This window comes from Streptomyces carpinensis (assembly GCF_002154505.1).
Lineage (GTDB): Bacteria > Actinomycetota > Actinomycetes > Streptomycetales > Streptomycetaceae > Streptomyces > Streptomyces carpinensis.
In genome coordinates this window covers 23,502-38,001 of the sequence record NZ_MUBM01000032.1, presented here as the reverse complement: position 1 = coordinate 38,001, position 14,500 = coordinate 23,502, and the positions used below count along the sequence as shown (strand labels likewise).

Here is a 14,500-nt window from a genome sequence, read left to right as displayed (position 1 = left end):
GCCCCGCCCCGACTCGGACACCTGGGGGTCTCCCACCCATGAGCAAAGCCGAACGCCCGTCCCGCAGATCCGTCCTGGCCGCCGCGGTGGTCGCCGCCGTGGCAGGCGGCGCGACCCCGGCGGCCGCCGCCACCGCCACCGGCCGCCCCGCCGACTCACCCGGCACCACACCGAGTTCCACCCGCCCGGTCGACTACCACTCCTGGACCACGTACACCGACTGGCGCAGCGGCACCTTCGACGGCACCCGCCCGATCGCGGGCCTGCGCCCGGCCCTGGAGATCGCCACCCCCGTCGGCACCACCGACTACGCCGACCCGCACACCGGCACGACGGCGACCTGGGAGTACGCCACCTGGACGGGGCCGGTCCACCGGCTCTCCGTCCCCGCCACCGAGGCGATCGCGTCCTGGAACGCCCACACCCCGGCAGGCACCTGGCTTCAGGTGGAACTGCAAGGCACCTACTCCGACGGCACGGACACCCCCTGGTACGTCATGGGCCGCTGGGCGGCGGGCGACCAGGACATCAAGCGGACCTCGGTCGACGACCAGACCGACGGCAGAAGCACGATCTGGACGGACACCTTCTCCATCGACGACGCGGCCTCCGGCCTGCGTCTCCTCTCGTACCGGCTCCGTCTCACGCTGTACCGCAGGCCCGGCACCGGCCTCACCCCGACCGTGTGGCGCATCGGCGCCATGGGTTCGGACATCCCCGACCGCTTCACGGTCCCCGCCTCCACGCCCGCCGCATCCGCCAGGGAACTGATCGTCCCGCGCTACTCGCAGGAGATCCACGCGGGCCAGTACCCCCAGTACGACAACGGCGGCGAGGCCTGGTGCAGCCCCACGTCCTCGCAGATGATCATCGAGTACTGGGGCGGCCGGCTCACCTCCGAGCAGCTGTCCTGGGTCGACCCGTCCTACGCCGACCCCCAGGTCTGCCACGCAGCCCGGTCCACGTACGACTACCAGTACGCAGGCTGCGGCAACTGGCCGTTCAACGCGGCGTACGCGGCGACCTTCAAGGGCCTGCAGGGAGTGGTGACCCGCCTCGGCTCGCTCACCGATCTGGAGACGCTGATCGCCGCCGGCATCCCGGCCATAACGTCCCAGTCCTTCCTCAAGACCGAGCTGACGGGCGCGGGCTACGGCACCTCAGGCCACCTGATGACCGTCATCGGCTTCACCGCCGACGGCGACGTGATCGCCAACGACCCGGCGTCGCCCAGCGACGCGGCGGTGCGGCGCGTGTACCTGCGCCGGGAGTTCGAGAACATCTGGCTCCGGACCAAGCGCTACAACGCCTCGGGCAAGGTGGTCTCGGGCAGTGGCGGCGTCTGCTACCTCTACTTCCCGGCGCACCCCACACCCCACCAGCGCAACGCGCTCGCCGCGGTGGGCGTGGACTGACCGGACCCACGCAAGGGCCCCGGGAGACCGGGGCCTTTCCGTACCCACAGGCGACGCCGGCTGTTGTGACCTGACTCATACCGGACCTGCCATACTGCGGTCGTCGACCGCCAGTTGGAGACCGGGGCCGAAATTGAATACGAGCGAACAGCGCGAGACCGCCCACCCTCGGGCACGCGGCACCGAGCGTTCATCGGCACGTCGCGCCGAACTCATCGCGATCGGGCGCCGGTTGTTCGCCGACACCTCCTACGACGCCCTGTCGATGGACGACATCGCCCGGCAGGCCCATGTCGCCAAGGGGCTGATCTACTACTACTTCCGGTCGAAGCGCGGCTACTACCTGGCGATCATCGAGGATTCGGTCGCCGGCCTCGTCACCTTCGCGGCCGGCGGCCGGGACCTGCCGGCCGTGGAGCGGGTGCACCGCACCGTCGACGGCTATCTCCGCTACGCCGAGAGCAACCAGGCGTCCTACCGGACCATCGTCAGCGGCGGCGTCGGTTTCGACGCCGAGGTGCACGCCATCCGGGACGGCGTGCGCGAGGTGATCGTCGCGACCATTGCGGAGGGCGCCTACGGCCGTAGCACCATCGCCCCGCTCGCCCGGATGGGCCTGCTCTCCTGGGTGTGCGGCGTCGAGGGCGCCACCCTCGACTGGATCGACCGCCCGGACCTCTCCCGCGACGCCATGCGCGAACTGCTGGTGAAGACGCTGGGCGGCGCCCTGCGGGCCGTCGAGGAGCTGGATCCGACCTATCCGGCCCCTGCCGCGGCCCGCCGGGACGGCTGACGAAGCCGGCCGAAAACATGACGACTCCCGCGGTCGTGACCGGCCGCGGCGGGAGGCGGCCGGCCCTTTCTTGAAGTAAGCGGTCGTTAACCGGTGACTCCGTGCCGCCGATCGGGCATACTCACAGCGCACAGCCGCTGGTCAGCCGCTTCCGTGACCCGGGAGTGCGAGCATCGGCCGGCCGAGGAAGACTCCGGCGGAGCCGCCCCACCCAAGGCGCACGTCCGCCGATGTGCCCGAACAGGGAGGAGAGCGTCGCCATGCCCGACCGCGCCCCGCAGCCGGTGGACCGGCAACTGCCAACGGACGAGGCCCGGGACCTGATCTCGCTCGTCCGCGACATCGCGCAGCACGAGATCGCGCCCAAGGCGGCCGAGGAGGAGGACGCCGGGCGCTTCCCGCGTGAGGTCTTCACCCTGCTGTCCCGATCGGGGCTGCTCGGCCTGCCCTACGACTCGGAGTACGGCGGCGGAGACCAGCCGTACGAGGTGTACCTCCAGGTCCTGGAGGAGCTGGCCGCGGCCCGGCTCACCGTCGGCCTGGGCGTGAGCGTGCACACCCTGGCCTCCTACGGGCTCGCCGCCTACGGCACCAAGGAGCAGCAGACCGAGCACCTGCCCGTGATGCTCGGCGGCGGCCTGCTCGGGGCGTACGCCCTGTCCGAGCCCGCCTCCGGCTCGGACGCCGCCTCGCTGCGCACCAAGGCCGTCCGGGACGGCGACGACTGGGTGATCACGGGCACCAAGTCCTGGATCACGCACGGCGGGATCGCCGACTTCTACACGGTCATGGCGCGCACGGGCGCGGAGGGACCGCGTGGGATCACGGCCTTCCTGGTGCCCGGCGACGCCGAGGGGCTGAGCGCCGCTGCCCCGGAGAAGAAGATGGGCCTGAAGGGCTCGCCGACCGCGCAGATCCACCTCGACGGGGTGCGGGTCTCAGACGCCCGCAGGCTCGGGGAGGAGGGCCAGGGCTTCGCCATCGCGCTGTCCGCGCTGGACTCGGGGCGGCTCGGTATCGCCGCGTGTGCCATCGGTCTCGCCCAGGCGGCGCTCGACGAGGCGGTCGCCTACGCCACCGACCGGCAGCAGTTCGGGCGGCCGATCGCCGACTTCCAGGGGCTGCGCTTCATGCTCGCCGACATGGCGACGCAGATCGAGGCGGGCCGGGCGCTGTACCTCGCGGCGGCGCGGCTGCGCGACGCGGGCCGGCCGTTCGCGCGGCAGGCGGCCATGGCCAAGCTGTTCTGCACCGACACGGCGATGAAGGTCACCACGGACGCCGTCCAGGTGCTCGGCGGGTACGGCTACACCGCGGACTTCCCGGCCGAGCGCTACATGCGCGAGGCGAAGGTGCTGCAGATCGTCGAGGGCACCAACCAGATCCAGCGGATGGTCATCGCCCGTCACGTCGCGGGTCCCGAGACCCGCTGAACAGCCCCAGGCCGGGAAAGGGCGCGGCGAGCCGGACCCACTCCGGGTCGTGGCGCCCCGGCAGGGTGCGGCCGCGGTCGGCCCAGGTGCGGACCAGGTCGCGGTAGATCGGCGGGTCCGGGAGTTGTGGCGGCGCAGGCGGAACCGATGCTGTGGGCGACGGCAGGAAAATGCGGCGCCGTCGCCCGGTTGCCGACTGGATGGGCGTCATACCCGGGCAACGCGGTGCCGGCCGGACAGGTCACCGATCGTCGGAATCGAGAGTCAGTTCAGCGACGTCCGGCCCTGTCCGGGCGGTACCCACCCGGACGCGCTCGCGGAAGCGGACGGGGCGCACGAAGCCGCGGCGGAGGAGCCCGTGAAGCTGCGGCGGACCCGGAGCCGGCCCCTGACGCGGGTGCGACGCACCGGTCCTGCACCAGGGCGGTCTCGCGCCCTGGTGCAGGGCGCCGAAGGCGGGAACGTCCGCTCAGGCGGCGTGAGGGCGCATCGCCGGCACGCGCATCGGGCGCGAGCCCGGGCCGCCGACGTGCGAGAAGGGCTGCATCCGCCAGTCGAGTCCCTGGGGGAGCGTCAGCAACAGGGCGGTCTGCTGTTCCTGGGGCTCGGCGGACTCGTCCGCCGGCCGGGCGTCGGAGGCCTTGCGGCCGGTTCCGGCGCAGACCGTGAGCCCGAACGGGTTCCACGGCGAGGCGCACAGCGCGTGCTCCGGCAGGACCTCCTCGTCCGCCAGCAGGGCGATGGGCTGCGCGCACTCCGGGCAGATCACCCGGTACATCTCGAAGGTGTCGTAGGCGTCGACTTCCTCACCGTCGAAGTCGTCGGGTTCGACACCCTCCGGCTGCGGCTCGATGATCGGCTGCTGCCGCTTGGGCGTGGAACGACCAGGGCGCTTGAGATTCTGCATGGGATTCTCCCCCTAAGGCTGGGCCGTGAAGGCGCTGCGGCCTCGACCACAGCAAGCATTTCCCTCGCGGTCTCGGCGGTAATCACGAGAACATCACGGAGAGCGCCCAGGAGCTGTGGTGTTCGTCACATGACGCTCGCAGGTGCCCGTCGCGACGGATTTGTCCCCCACATGGCTCACCGGCCGGCCGCCGCTCCCGTCACGAACGGGGCACGAACGGGGCATGAGCTGGGCTGCCGAGGTATCCCGGGCGATCAACCGCCCTGTAGGTTCTTGCGCCATGGAGGAGCTGGACCGACAGATCGTGCAGCTGCTCGTCAAGGACGGGCGGATGAGCTACACCGACCTGGGCAAGGCCACGGGCCTGTCCACGTCGGCCGTGCACCAGCGGGTGCGGCGGCTGGAGCAGCGTGGCGTCATCCGCGGCTACGCCGCGGTCGTCGACGCGGAGGCGGTGGGGCTGCCCATGACCGCCTTCATCTCGGTCAAACCCTTCGATCCCAGCGCGCCCGACGACATCGCGGACCGCCTGGCCGGTGTCCCGGAGATCGAGGCTTGCCACAGCGTGGCCGGCGACGAGAACTACATCCTCAAGGTGCGCGTGGCCACCCCGCACGAACTGGAGGAACTCCTCGCCCGGGTCCGCAGCCTGGCAGGCGTGTCGACACGCACGACGGTGGTCCTCTCGACCCCGTACGAGTCCCGGCCTCCGCGCGTCTGACCCGAGCCGGCCGGCCCGGCCGCCCGGACCGGCGGACGGCCCCGCCCGGCACAACCGTGCCGGACGGGGCCGGACGGGGCCGGCATGGTTGGGCCGACACAGCGTGCCGGACGGGGCGGGAACGACATACCCGGTGGGGCTGGCACGGCGTCCCGGCTGCCTCCGGCGTCCAGCGCCCGCCCGCTCACCCGCCTGCTGCGCCACCGACCCGCCTGCCCGTGTCCGCCCACCCGCCGTCTGTTCACCCGCCGTCCGCCCGCCTGACCGCCGCCGTCCGGCCGCCCTGCGTGCGGCTCCGCTCCGGCCAGGCGCGAGACTGGTGTCCATGAGTGAGCGCACCGCCGAACCGCAGACCGTCCTTCTACGCCGGGGCGAGGTCCACAGCCCCGCCGATCCGTTCGCGACCGCGATGGTGGTCGAGGCGGGGCACGTCGCCTGGGTCGGCTCCGAGGGCGCGGCCGACGCCTTCGCCGACGGTGTCGACGAGGTGATCGACCTGGACGGCGCCCTCGTCACCCCGGCGTTCATCGACGCCCACGTGCACACCACCGCCACCGGTCTCGCGCTCACCGGCCTCGACCTGTCCGACGCGTCCTCCCTGGAGGCGGCCCTCGCCCGGGTGCGGGAGTTCGCCGCCGCCCGCCCGGACGACGAGGTCCTGCTCGGGCACGGCTGGGACGCGGCCCGCTGGCCCGGTGGCCGCCCCCCGACGCGCGCGGAACTGGACGAGGCCACCGGCGGTCGCCCCCTCTACCTCAGCCGGATCGACGTCCACTCCGCCGTCGTCACCACCGCCCTGCTGGACCTGGTGGCCGGCGACCTGGGCCGCGTGGACGGCCCGCTGACCGCCGACGCCCACCACGCCGTGCGCGCCGCCGCGTTCGGCGCGGTCACCCCCGCACAGCGCCACGAGGCGCAGCGTGCCGCGCTCGCCCACGCGGCCTCGCTGGGCATCGGCTCGGTGCACGAGTGCGGCGGCCCCAACATCTCCTCCGAGGACGACTTCACGAGCCTGCTGACCCTCGCCGCCGGGGAACCCGGCCCTCGTGTGGTCGGCTACTGGGCGGAGGAGGACGTCGACAAGGCGCGGGAGCTGGGCGCGCTGGGCGCGGCCGGCGATCTGTTCGTCGACGGCTCCATCGGCTCGCACACCGCCTGCCTGCACACGCCGTACGCCGACGCCGACCACACCGGCACCGCCTACCTCGACGCGCGCGCCGTCGCCGCCCACGTCATCGCCTGCACCGAGGCGGGCCTCCAGGCCGGGTTCCACGCCATCGGCGACGCCGCCGTCACCGCCGTCGTCGAGGGCGTGCGTGCCGCCGCCGAGAAGGTGGGCCTGGGCCGTGTGCGCGCCGCGCGGCACCGCGTCGAGCACGCCGAGATGCTCACACCGGAGACCGTCGCGGCCTTCGCCGAGCTGGGGCTGACCGCCTCGGTCCAGCCCGCGTTCGACGCGCTGTGGGGCGGAGAGGACGGCATGTACGCCCAGCGCCTGGGTGCCGAACGGGCCCGGACGCTGAACCCCTTCGCGACGCTGCTGCGCACCGGCGTCCCGCTCGCCTTCGGCTCCGACAGCCCCGTGACCCCGCTGGACCCCTGGGGCACGGTCCGGGCGGCCGCCTTCCACCGCACCCCCGAACACCGTGTCTCGGTACGCGCCGCGTTCACCGCGCACACGCGCGGCGGCTGGCGGGCGGTCGGAAGGGACGACGCGGGCATCCTGGTGCCCGGCGCCCCGGCGGACTACGCCGTGTGGCGCACGGACGAGCTCGTCGTCCAGGCTCCCGACGACCGGGTGGCGCGCTGGTCGACCGATCCGCGATCGGGCACCCCCGGGCTGCCCGACCTCCACCCGGGCCGTGACCTGCCCCTCTGCCTGCGGACCGTGGTCGGCGGACGGACGGTTTTCGTACGGCCGGGCGAGTGATCTCCCGGGGCGGACCGGTGGCGATCCGGGCCACCCTTGCCGTCGCGCGACCTGGGCATCCTCCGCACGGGCCCGTCCGGGGCGGGCCACGGGGCCCGTCACGTGGCTGTTTGACAGCCGACGGCAGGGGGCCGGTAGGTTCTGCCGGGTCCACCACCGGACGCCCGACCGGGGAACTTCCGTACCCGCGTCGCAGTGCCACTGGGTCAGGGACGGTGTGCCGCACCGGGTCACCGTCGCGGGAGCCAGGCTCAGCGCCCGCGTCGGCGGGGGAACGTTCCGGACGGTCGGCAGGGTGTGACCCGGGTGGGGCCCGGCCGCTCAGTAGACAACGGCTCTCGGTCGATCCGCAGCCAGCGGGTCCCAGGTCGGCCCGAAGGGCGCCGGGCCCCCATCCGCAGCACGGCGGATCCCGCGGCGGCTCCCACCCATCCCGCACATTCCGAAAAGAGCACTCTTACCCCGCTCTTGCCGGATCGACACCCCCGTACGCACGTGGTGTCACATCCCCGCAGGCCGTGGCCACTATGGTGGTCCCCTGCGCACGGACATGAAGGGGCAGCAGTGAACGACGGCGACGGCACCCTCGCGGCTCGGGGCCAGGAGAGGCGGTTCGGCCCGCTCGGCACGGCCTTGGTGATCATTCCGACCTACAACGAGGCGGAGAACATCAAGACGATCGTGGGCCGGGTGCGCAAGGCCGTTCCCGAGGCGCACGTCCTCGTGGCCGACGACAACAGCCCCGACGGCACCGGCAAGCTCGCCGACGAGCTCGCCGCCGGGGACGCCCAGGTCCACGTGCTGCACCGCAAGGGCAAGGAGGGTCTCGGCGCCGCCTACCTCGCGGGCTTCCGCTGGGGGCTGGAGCGCGACTACGGCGTGCTGGTCGAGATGGACGCCGACGGCTCCCACCAGCCGGAGGAGCTGCCCCGGCTGCTGACCGCCCTCAAGGGCGCCGACCTCGTGCTCGGCTCTCGCTGGGTGCCGGGCGGACGCGTGGTGAACTGGCCCAGGAGCCGCGAGGTCATCTCCCGCGGCGGCAGCCTGTACTCGCGCCTCGCTCTGGACCTCCCGCTGCGGGACATCACCGGCGGCTACCGCGCGTTCCGCCGGGAGACCCTTCTGGGCCTGGGCCTGGACGAGGTCGCCTCGCAGGGCTACTGCTTCCAGGTCGACCTGGCGCGCCGCGCGGTGAAGGCCGGCTACCACGTCGTCGAGGTCCCCATCACCTTCGTCGAGCGCGAACTCGGTGACTCCAAGATGAGCCGCGACATCCTCGTGGAGGCCCTGTGGCGGGTCACCGCCTGGGGCGTGGGGGAGCGGGTGACCAAGATCACCAGCCGGGGCGGCAAGTCCGCGGGATAGCTCTTATCCGGCGCTGAGCAGGCGCCAGGCACACTGGGGGTATGACGACAGGCGCTCCGACCTCTTCGTACTCCACCCGGCCCCGGCGCTCCGGGCGGCGCAGGTTCCTGCCGCTGGGCATCGCGGTGTGGCTGGTGCTGGAGATCTGGCTGCTCACCGTGGTGGCGGGCGCGGCAAGCGGGTTCACGGTGTTCCTGCTGCTGCTCGCCGCCTTCGTGCTCGGCGCCGCGGTGATCAAGCGGGCGGGCCGCCGCGCCTTCCAGAACCTCAACGAGGCATTGCAGCGGGGTGGCGCCCCCTCCTCGCGCCGCGGTGGCAACGGCCTGATGATGCTGGGCGGCCTGCTCCTGATGATCCCCGGCCTGATCTCGGACGTGGTGGGTCTGCTCCTGCTGATCCCGCCGGTCCAGCGGGCCGTCGGCCGCTACACGGAGCGCACGGTCGACCGCAGACTCCGCGAGGCCACCCCCGGCACCCTGGGCGACGCCTTCCAGCAGGCCCGCATCCACCGCCCCGACGGCAAGGTCGTCCAGGGCGAAGTGATCAGGGACGAGCCGGGTGACGCCCCGCGCGAGCAGCGCCCGCCGCTGACCCGCTGAGCATCGGCCCGTCCGGCGTCCGGGGACGAGGCCGCCGACACCCATGGGGCCCGGGGCGCAGCCCCGGGCCGGCGGGTCGTGGCAGCATCGCATTCGAGACGAAGAGCACATCCCACAGAAAAACCGCGGGCGCCGTACGTCGACATGACGTACGGCGCCCGCGGTTCTTGACGTGCGCGGTGAAACAGGCTTGAGCCCCGCAGGGATTACGCGCTCTTGCGGCTGTCCCGAGGATGAACGGCGATGTTCATCGCACCGGACCGCAGAACGGCGAGACGCTCCTCGAGGACCTCTTCGAGCTCCTCACGGGTGCGCCGCTCCATCAGCATGTCCCAGTGCGTACGCGCCGGCTTCGCCTTCTTCTCTTCAGGGCCGTCGCCATCCACGAGGAGTGCCTGGGCCCCGCAGACCTTGCACTCCCACTCCGGCGGGATCTCCGCCTCTACCGAGAAGGGCATCTCGAAACGGTGCCCCTTCTCGCATGCGTACTCCACGGCCTGGCGCGGAGCCAGGTCGATACCGCGGTCGGTCTCGTAGCTGGTCACCACGAGGCGCGTGCCGCGAAGAGCTCGCTCACTCATGAATCGTGCCTCCCGGGCTTGTCGCCCACAGGACAGGTGTCGCTGTCGTCGTCATCCGGTCAACGTCCGGTCGGCGGTAAAGATTCCCGTTCCGATGTCCCGTTCCGGGTCATGCGTCGCCGTCGTAGCCGCAGCCTTGTCAACCAGTGCAGTACCCACCGGCGCCCGGTTTGTCACATCTGCAAGGAGATGTCACCCAGCGTTTCGGCATCTTTGACGCGCAGTAACGGTACGCCTGGCAGGCCAAACGCGTACACTACCGCCCTTTCGCCCGGAGTGCTAAATCCGATCAGGGACCGGATTGCCCGCGTCCTGGATCGCGCGCCGCACGGGAACCCGGGCGAGCAGCGCGAACCCGATCGCGAAGAAGGCGACCAGCGACAGGATCGCATCCCGGTAGCTCCCGGTCAGCTGGTAGGTGATCCCGAACAGCAGCGGCCCCAGCCAGCTCATTCCGCGGTCGCTCATCTCGTACGCGGAGAAGTACTCGGCCTCCTTGCCGGGCGGAACCAGGTGCGAGAACAGCGACCGGGACAGCGCCTGGCTGCCGCCGAGGACCAGACCGATGCCGGCCGCCAGCACGAAGAACCACACCGGCGCCCCGGCCGGCAGGAAGTACCCGGCCCCCAGGGTGAGCGTCCACGCGACCAGCGACCCGAGGATCGTGCGCTGCGCGCCGTACGTCCGCGCCAGCCGTCCCATGCCCAGGGCGCCCGCCACGGCGAGCACCTGCACCATCAGTACGGCGGTGATCAGCGTGGACTGGCTCAGGCCCAGTTCCTCCGAGCCGTACACCGAGGCCTGGGAGATCACGGTCTGGATGCCGTCGTTGTAGACGAGGTACGCCAGCAGGAACGCCAGGGTGAGCGGTTTGCTCCGCATGTCCCGGATCGTGGCCGCCAGCCGGCGCCAGCCGGGCACCGGCCCAGCGGTCGGGGAGGTGCGCCGGTCGCGCAGCCGCCGCAGCGGAACCAGGGTGAACACGCCCCACCACAGCCCTGCCGAGGCCAGGCAGATGCGCACGGCCTGCGCCTCCGACACGCCGAAGGAGTCGTGGGCGGTGAACAGCACCAGGTTGGCCACCAGAACCAGGGAGCCGGCCGCGTAGCCGAAGGCCCAGCCGCGGGAGGAGACCGCGTCGCGCTCCTCCGGCGGCGCGATCAGCGGCAGATAGGAGTTGTAGAGGACCATCGAGACGGCCACCGACGCGTTGGCGACGATCAGCAGGACGCCGCCCAGCAGATAGCGATGGCCGTCCAGGAGGAAAAGGGCCGTGGTCGCGGCGGCGCCCGTGTAGGCGGCGGCCGCCAGCAGAGGCTTCCTGCGGCCGGTGCGGTCGGCCGCCGCACCCGCGACCGGCATCACCAGGATCGCCAGGATCACCGACGCCGAGACGCAGTACGCGAAGAACGACCCGGCCCGCACCGGGATGCCCAGCGGGTGCACGAACCCGTCCGCGTCCGCCGCCGACCGGGCGACCGAGGTGAGGTACGGGCCGAGGAACACGGTGAGCACGCTGGTCGAGTAGACCGAGCACGCCCAGTCGTAGAAGTACCAGCCGCGCTGCTCGCGCCGCCGGTCGGCGGCCTCGTCGTCCGCCTGTGCCCGCACGGTCCCGATGCCCACCCGTGCCCTCGCTTCCCCGCCGAAGATGCCGCGCAGGCTCGTGACCGGCCCGGGCTCAGACCCAGGTGCCCCGCTCCTCCATGACCTTGCGCAACGTGTCGATGTGATCGGTCATGATGCCATCGACACCGAGGTCCAGGAGCCGGTGCATCCGCTCCGGTTCGTTGATCGTCCACACGTGCACGTGCAGCCCGCGCGCGTGGGCCGCGCGGACGAACAGCGGATCGACCACCCGGACGCCCGACTGGGAGACCGGCACCTGCGCGGCCACGGCCGACCGGCGCAGCGCGGCCGGCACGCCCCAGGAGCGCAGCCGTAGAGCCAGCACCCCGCGCGTCCCGTACGACGTCGCCAGGCGCGGCCCGGCCAGCCGCACCGCCCGGACCAGGCGCGCCTCGGAGAAGGAGCCGACACAGACGCGCTCCCAGGCGCCGGTCCGCCCGATCAGGTCCAGCAGGGGCCGCAGCGCGGGCTCCGCCTTGACGTCGACGTTCCAGCGCACCTCGGGGAAGGTCTCCAGCAGCTCCTCGAAGAGCGGCACCGGTTCCCGGCCCGCCACGCGCGCCTGCCGTACGTCCTCCCACGGCAGGTCCGCTATCAGGCCCGCCCCGTCGGTCACCCGGTCCAGGGTCGCGTCGTGGAAGGCGACCAGCCGGCCGTCGGCGGTGGCGTGCACGTCGGTCTCGATGTACCGGTAGCCGAGTTCGACCGCGCGCCGGAACTGCGCCGCGGTGTTCTCCAGCCCGTCGGCGGCGCCGCCGCGGTGCGCGAAGGCGATGGGTCCCGGGTGGTCGAGGAAGGGGTGGCGTACGGACGTGCTCACGGACGCAGTATCGCTCCTTCGGGTGAAGGCGCGGCAACGGCCGTGCTGCCGCCGGTGGCCGTCGGCACGGCGAACAGGCGCAGGAAGAGCTGGGCCAGCGGGCCGATCGACACGGCGTACAGCAGGGTGCCGACCCCGACGGTGCCGCCGAGGACGAACCCGGTGACGACGACGGCGACCTCCACCACGGTCCGCGTCAGCCGGATCGAGCGGCCGGTGCGCCGGTGCAGCCCGGTCATCAGCCCGTCCCTGGGCCCGGGCCCGAAACGTGCGGCGATGTACAGACCGGTCGCCACACCGTTGAGCAGGACGGCCGCCAGGAGCAGCGGGATCCGTACGGCCAGGGCGTGGACGCCGGGCAGCGCGGCCAGGGTGCCGTCCATGGCCAGGCCGATCACGACGACGTTGGAGACCGTGCCCAGGCCGGGCCGCTGCCGCAGCGGGATCCACAGCAGCAGCACCGCCGCGCCGACGACGATCGACACCACACCGATGGTCAGGCCGGTGAGCTCGGCCAGCCCCTGGTGCAGCACGCCCCAGGGCTCCAGGCCGAGGCCCGCCTCGACGAGGAGCGCGGAGCTGACGCCGTACAGGACGAGCCCGACGTAGAGCTGAAGGAGTCGCCGCGCTAGGCGGCCCTGCATGGACAAAGTGTCCCCCCTGGTGGTGGAAGTGGCCTGGCCCATGCCACTCTGTGGTGGGGGAACGCAACTCATCCATGGCCAATTCGGGGAAGGTGGACTGGTCATCATGACGCAGTGGACTTCAGCGGTGGGGGCCGCGCAGCTCGCCCGGCTGCTCGGCTCCCAGCAGGAGCGCCCGGCCGGCCCCGGCACCCGCCGCCCGCCCGCCTACCGTGCCCTCGCCGACGGCATCCGGCTGCTGGTCCTGGAGGGCCGTGTGCCGGTGGCCGCCCGTCTGCCCGCCGAACGCGAGCTGGCCCTGTCCCTGTCCGTCAGCCGCACCACGGTCGCCGCCGCCTACGAGGCGCTGCGCACCGAGGGCTTCCTCGAGTCCCGGCGCGGCGCGGGCAGCTGGACCGCCGTCCCGGCGGGCAACCCGCTGCCCGCACGGGGGCTCGAACCCCTGCCCCCCGAGACCCTGGGCTCGATGATCGACCTCGGTACCGCGGCCCTGCAGGCCCCGGAACCGTGGCTGACCCGCGCCGTGCAGGGCGCCCTGGAGGAACTGCCGCCATACGCCCACACACACGGCGACTATCCGGCCGGCCTGCCCGCGCTGCGTTCGATGATCGCGGAGCGGTACACGGCGCGCGGCATCCCCACGATGCCCGAGCAGATCATGGTGACGACGGGCGCGATGGGAGCCATCGACGCCATCTGCCACCTCTTCGGCGGCCGGGGCGAGCGCATCGCCGTGGAGTCGCCGTCCTACGCGAACATCCTGCAGCTGATGCGGGAGGCGGGTGCCCGTCTGGTGCCGGTGGCCATGGCCGAGGGACTCACCGGGTGGGACATGGACCGCTGGCGCCAGGTGCTGCGGGAGGCCGCGCCGCGGATCGCCTATGTCGTCGCCGACTTCCACAACCCGACGGGCGCCCTCGCCGACGAGGACCAGCGGCGCCGCCTGGTGGAGGCGGCCCGCTCCGCGGGAACCGTGCTCGTCGTCGACGAGACGATGAACGAGCTGTACCTGGAGGCGGACCTGGAGATGCCCCGGCGGGTGTGCGCCTTCGACCCGGCCGGCTCCACGGTGATCACCGTCGGGTCCGCCAGCAAGGCCTTCTGGGCCGGGATGCGCATCGGCTGGGTGCGGGCCGCCCCCGACGTGATCCGCAGCCTGGTCGCCGCGCGGGCCTACGCGGACCTGGGCACCCCCGTGCTGGAACAGCTGGCCGTGAACTGGCTGTTCAGCACCGGCGGCTGGGAGGAGGCCGTTCAGGTCCGGCGCGGCCAGGCCCGGGACAACCGCGACGCCCTGGTCGCGGCGGTCCGCCGCGAGCTGCCCGACTGGGAGTTCGAGGTCCCGCAGGGCGGCCTGACCCTGTGGGTGCGCACCGGCGGCCTGTCCGGTTCCCGGCTGGCCGAGGCGGGCGAGCGCGTGGGCGTACGGGTCCCGTCCGGCCCGCGCTTCGGCGTCGACGGCGCCTTCGAGGGATACGTCCGGCTGCCGTTCACCGTCTCGGGAGCGGTGGCGGACGAGGCGGCCACGCGGCTCGCGGCGGCGGCGCGGTTGGTGCAGACGGGGGCGTCGGGGAACGGTGAGTCACCGCGGACGTTCGTGGCGTAGCCGCGGTAGCCGCGGTAGCCGCGGTAGTTGCAGCGGGTGACCGCCGTGGTTCGGCGC

14 protein-coding genes are annotated in these 14,500 nt (G+C 72.7%); 8 read left to right on the top strand and 6 right to left on the bottom strand.

Annotation, left to right across the window (positions count from 1 at the left end; translation table 11 throughout):
• Nucleotides 1–38: 38 nt before the first annotated feature.
• The 3 genes from BZY54_RS05560 to BZY54_RS05550 all read left to right on the top strand — a co-directional run bounded on the left by BZY54_RS05560 (nucleotide 39) and on the right by BZY54_RS05550 (nucleotide 3,641).
• Entirely contained in the window at nucleotides 39–1,415 is a 1,377-nt protein-coding gene (locus tag BZY54_RS05560; protein ID WP_086723409.1) for a peptidase C39 family protein, read from the top strand.
• A gap of 133 nt (nucleotides 1,416–1,548) precedes the next feature.
• Nucleotides 1,549–2,208, top strand: a complete 660-nt coding sequence (locus tag BZY54_RS05555; RefSeq protein ID WP_086723408.1) for a TetR/AcrR family transcriptional regulator — start codon at nucleotides 1,549–1,551, stop codon at nucleotides 2,206–2,208.
• A gap of 260 nt (nucleotides 2,209–2,468) precedes the next feature.
• On the top strand, nucleotides 2,469–3,641 hold the full coding sequence (locus tag BZY54_RS05550) for an acyl-CoA dehydrogenase family protein (RefSeq protein ID WP_086723407.1): 1,173 nt from the start codon (nucleotides 2,469–2,471) through the stop codon (nucleotides 3,639–3,641).
• On the opposite strand, the gene BZY54_RS55310 is transcribed toward BZY54_RS05550, so the two are convergent.
• Together BZY54_RS55310 and BZY54_RS05540 are read right to left on the bottom strand one after the other, a co-directional pair.
• Nucleotides 3,604–3,852, bottom strand: coding sequence for a hypothetical protein (locus BZY54_RS55310; RefSeq protein ID WP_086723406.1), 249 nt, complete (start codon nucleotides 3,850–3,852; stop codon nucleotides 3,604–3,606). The genes BZY54_RS05550 and BZY54_RS55310 overlap by 38 nt on opposite strands.
• Before the next feature lie 258 nt (nucleotides 3,853–4,110).
• Nucleotides 4,111–4,548 (bottom strand): hypothetical protein, encoded by a 438-nt coding sequence (locus tag BZY54_RS05540; RefSeq protein WP_086723405.1) that lies wholly within the window; start codon nucleotides 4,546–4,548, stop codon nucleotides 4,111–4,113.
• 280 nt (nucleotides 4,549–4,828) lie between these two features.
• Between BZY54_RS05540 and BZY54_RS05535 the strand changes: the two genes are divergently transcribed.
• From BZY54_RS05535 to fxsA, 4 genes are all read left to right on the top strand, one after another.
• Nucleotides 4,829–5,269, top strand: coding sequence for an Lrp/AsnC family transcriptional regulator (locus BZY54_RS05535; RefSeq protein WP_086723404.1), 441 nt, complete (start codon nucleotides 4,829–4,831; stop codon nucleotides 5,267–5,269).
• Nucleotides 5,270–5,594: 325 nt separating this feature from the next.
• A complete protein-coding gene (locus BZY54_RS05530) occupies nucleotides 5,595–7,199 on the top strand; it encodes an amidohydrolase (RefSeq protein WP_086723403.1) in 1,605 nt (534 codons plus the stop codon).
• A 564-nt stretch (nucleotides 7,200–7,763) separates the two neighbouring features.
• Nucleotides 7,764–8,564, top strand: coding sequence for a polyprenol monophosphomannose synthase (locus BZY54_RS05525; RefSeq protein ID WP_086723402.1), 801 nt, complete (start codon nucleotides 7,764–7,766; stop codon nucleotides 8,562–8,564).
• 41 nt (nucleotides 8,565–8,605) lie between these two features.
• Complete coding sequence (fxsA, locus tag BZY54_RS05520; RefSeq protein WP_086723401.1) at nucleotides 8,606–9,163, top strand: FxsA family membrane protein; 558 nt, start codon at nucleotides 8,606–8,608, stop codon at nucleotides 9,161–9,163.
• Nucleotides 9,164–9,369: 206 nt separating this feature from the next.
• On the opposite strand, the gene BZY54_RS05515 is transcribed toward fxsA, so the two are convergent.
• From BZY54_RS05515 to yczE, 4 genes are all read right to left on the bottom strand, one after another.
• Nucleotides 9,370–9,744, bottom strand: coding sequence for an RNA polymerase-binding protein RbpA (locus BZY54_RS05515; protein ID WP_003977404.1), 375 nt, complete (start codon nucleotides 9,742–9,744; stop codon nucleotides 9,370–9,372).
• A gap of 279 nt (nucleotides 9,745–10,023) precedes the next feature.
• Nucleotides 10,024–11,370, bottom strand: a complete 1,347-nt coding sequence (locus tag BZY54_RS05510; RefSeq protein WP_086723400.1) for an MFS transporter — start codon at nucleotides 11,368–11,370, stop codon at nucleotides 10,024–10,026.
• 55 nt (nucleotides 11,371–11,425) lie between these two features.
• On the bottom strand, nucleotides 11,426–12,193 hold the full coding sequence (locus BZY54_RS05505; RefSeq protein WP_086723399.1) for a glycerophosphodiester phosphodiesterase family protein: 768 nt from the start codon (nucleotides 12,191–12,193) through the stop codon (nucleotides 11,426–11,428).
• Nucleotides 12,190–12,879 (bottom strand): membrane protein YczE, encoded by a 690-nt coding sequence (yczE, locus tag BZY54_RS05500; RefSeq protein WP_208640562.1) that lies wholly within the window; start codon nucleotides 12,877–12,879, stop codon nucleotides 12,190–12,192. The genes BZY54_RS05505 and yczE overlap by 4 nt, the downstream gene beginning before the upstream one ends.
• 64 nt (nucleotides 12,880–12,943) lie before the next feature.
• Here yczE and BZY54_RS05495 point away from each other — a divergent pair, with 64 nt between their 5' ends.
• Nucleotides 12,944–14,443: an SCO1417 family PLP biosynthesis transcription factor gene (locus BZY54_RS05495; protein WP_086723398.1), complete on the top strand. Its 1,500-nt coding sequence runs from the start codon at nucleotides 12,944–12,946 to the stop codon at nucleotides 14,441–14,443.
• Nucleotides 14,444–14,500: the final 57 nt, after the last annotated feature.

Excerpts from the sequence above, each read along its gene's own strand:
- fxsA (WP_086723401.1), top strand. The coding sequence starts at position 8,606 with ATGACGACAGGCGCTCCGACCTCTTCGTACTCCACCCGGCCCCGGCGC.
- BZY54_RS05495 (WP_086723398.1), top strand. The coding sequence starts at position 12,944 with ATGACGCAGTGGACTTCAGCGGTGGGGGCCGCGCAGCTCGCCCGGCTG.
- BZY54_RS05560 (WP_086723409.1), top strand. The coding sequence starts at position 39 with ATGAGCAAAGCCGAACGCCCGTCCCGCAGATCCGTCCTGGCCGCCGCG.
- yczE (WP_208640562.1), bottom strand. The coding sequence starts at position 12,879 with ATGGGCCAGGCCACTTCCACCACCAGGGGGGACACTTTGTCCATGCAG.
- BZY54_RS05540 (WP_086723405.1), bottom strand. The coding sequence starts at position 4,548 with ATGCAGAATCTCAAGCGCCCTGGTCGTTCCACGCCCAAGCGGCAGCAG.
- BZY54_RS05530 (WP_086723403.1), top strand. The coding sequence starts at position 5,595 with ATGAGTGAGCGCACCGCCGAACCGCAGACCGTCCTTCTACGCCGGGGC.
- BZY54_RS05535 (WP_086723404.1), top strand. The coding sequence starts at position 4,829 with ATGGAGGAGCTGGACCGACAGATCGTGCAGCTGCTCGTCAAGGACGGG.
- BZY54_RS55310 (WP_086723406.1), bottom strand. The coding sequence starts at position 3,852 with ATGACGCCCATCCAGTCGGCAACCGGGCGACGGCGCCGCATTTTCCTG.
- BZY54_RS05515 (WP_003977404.1), bottom strand. The coding sequence starts at position 9,744 with ATGAGTGAGCGAGCTCTTCGCGGCACGCGCCTCGTGGTGACCAGCTAC.
- BZY54_RS05550 (WP_086723407.1), top strand. The coding sequence starts at position 2,469 with ATGCCCGACCGCGCCCCGCAGCCGGTGGACCGGCAACTGCCAACGGAC.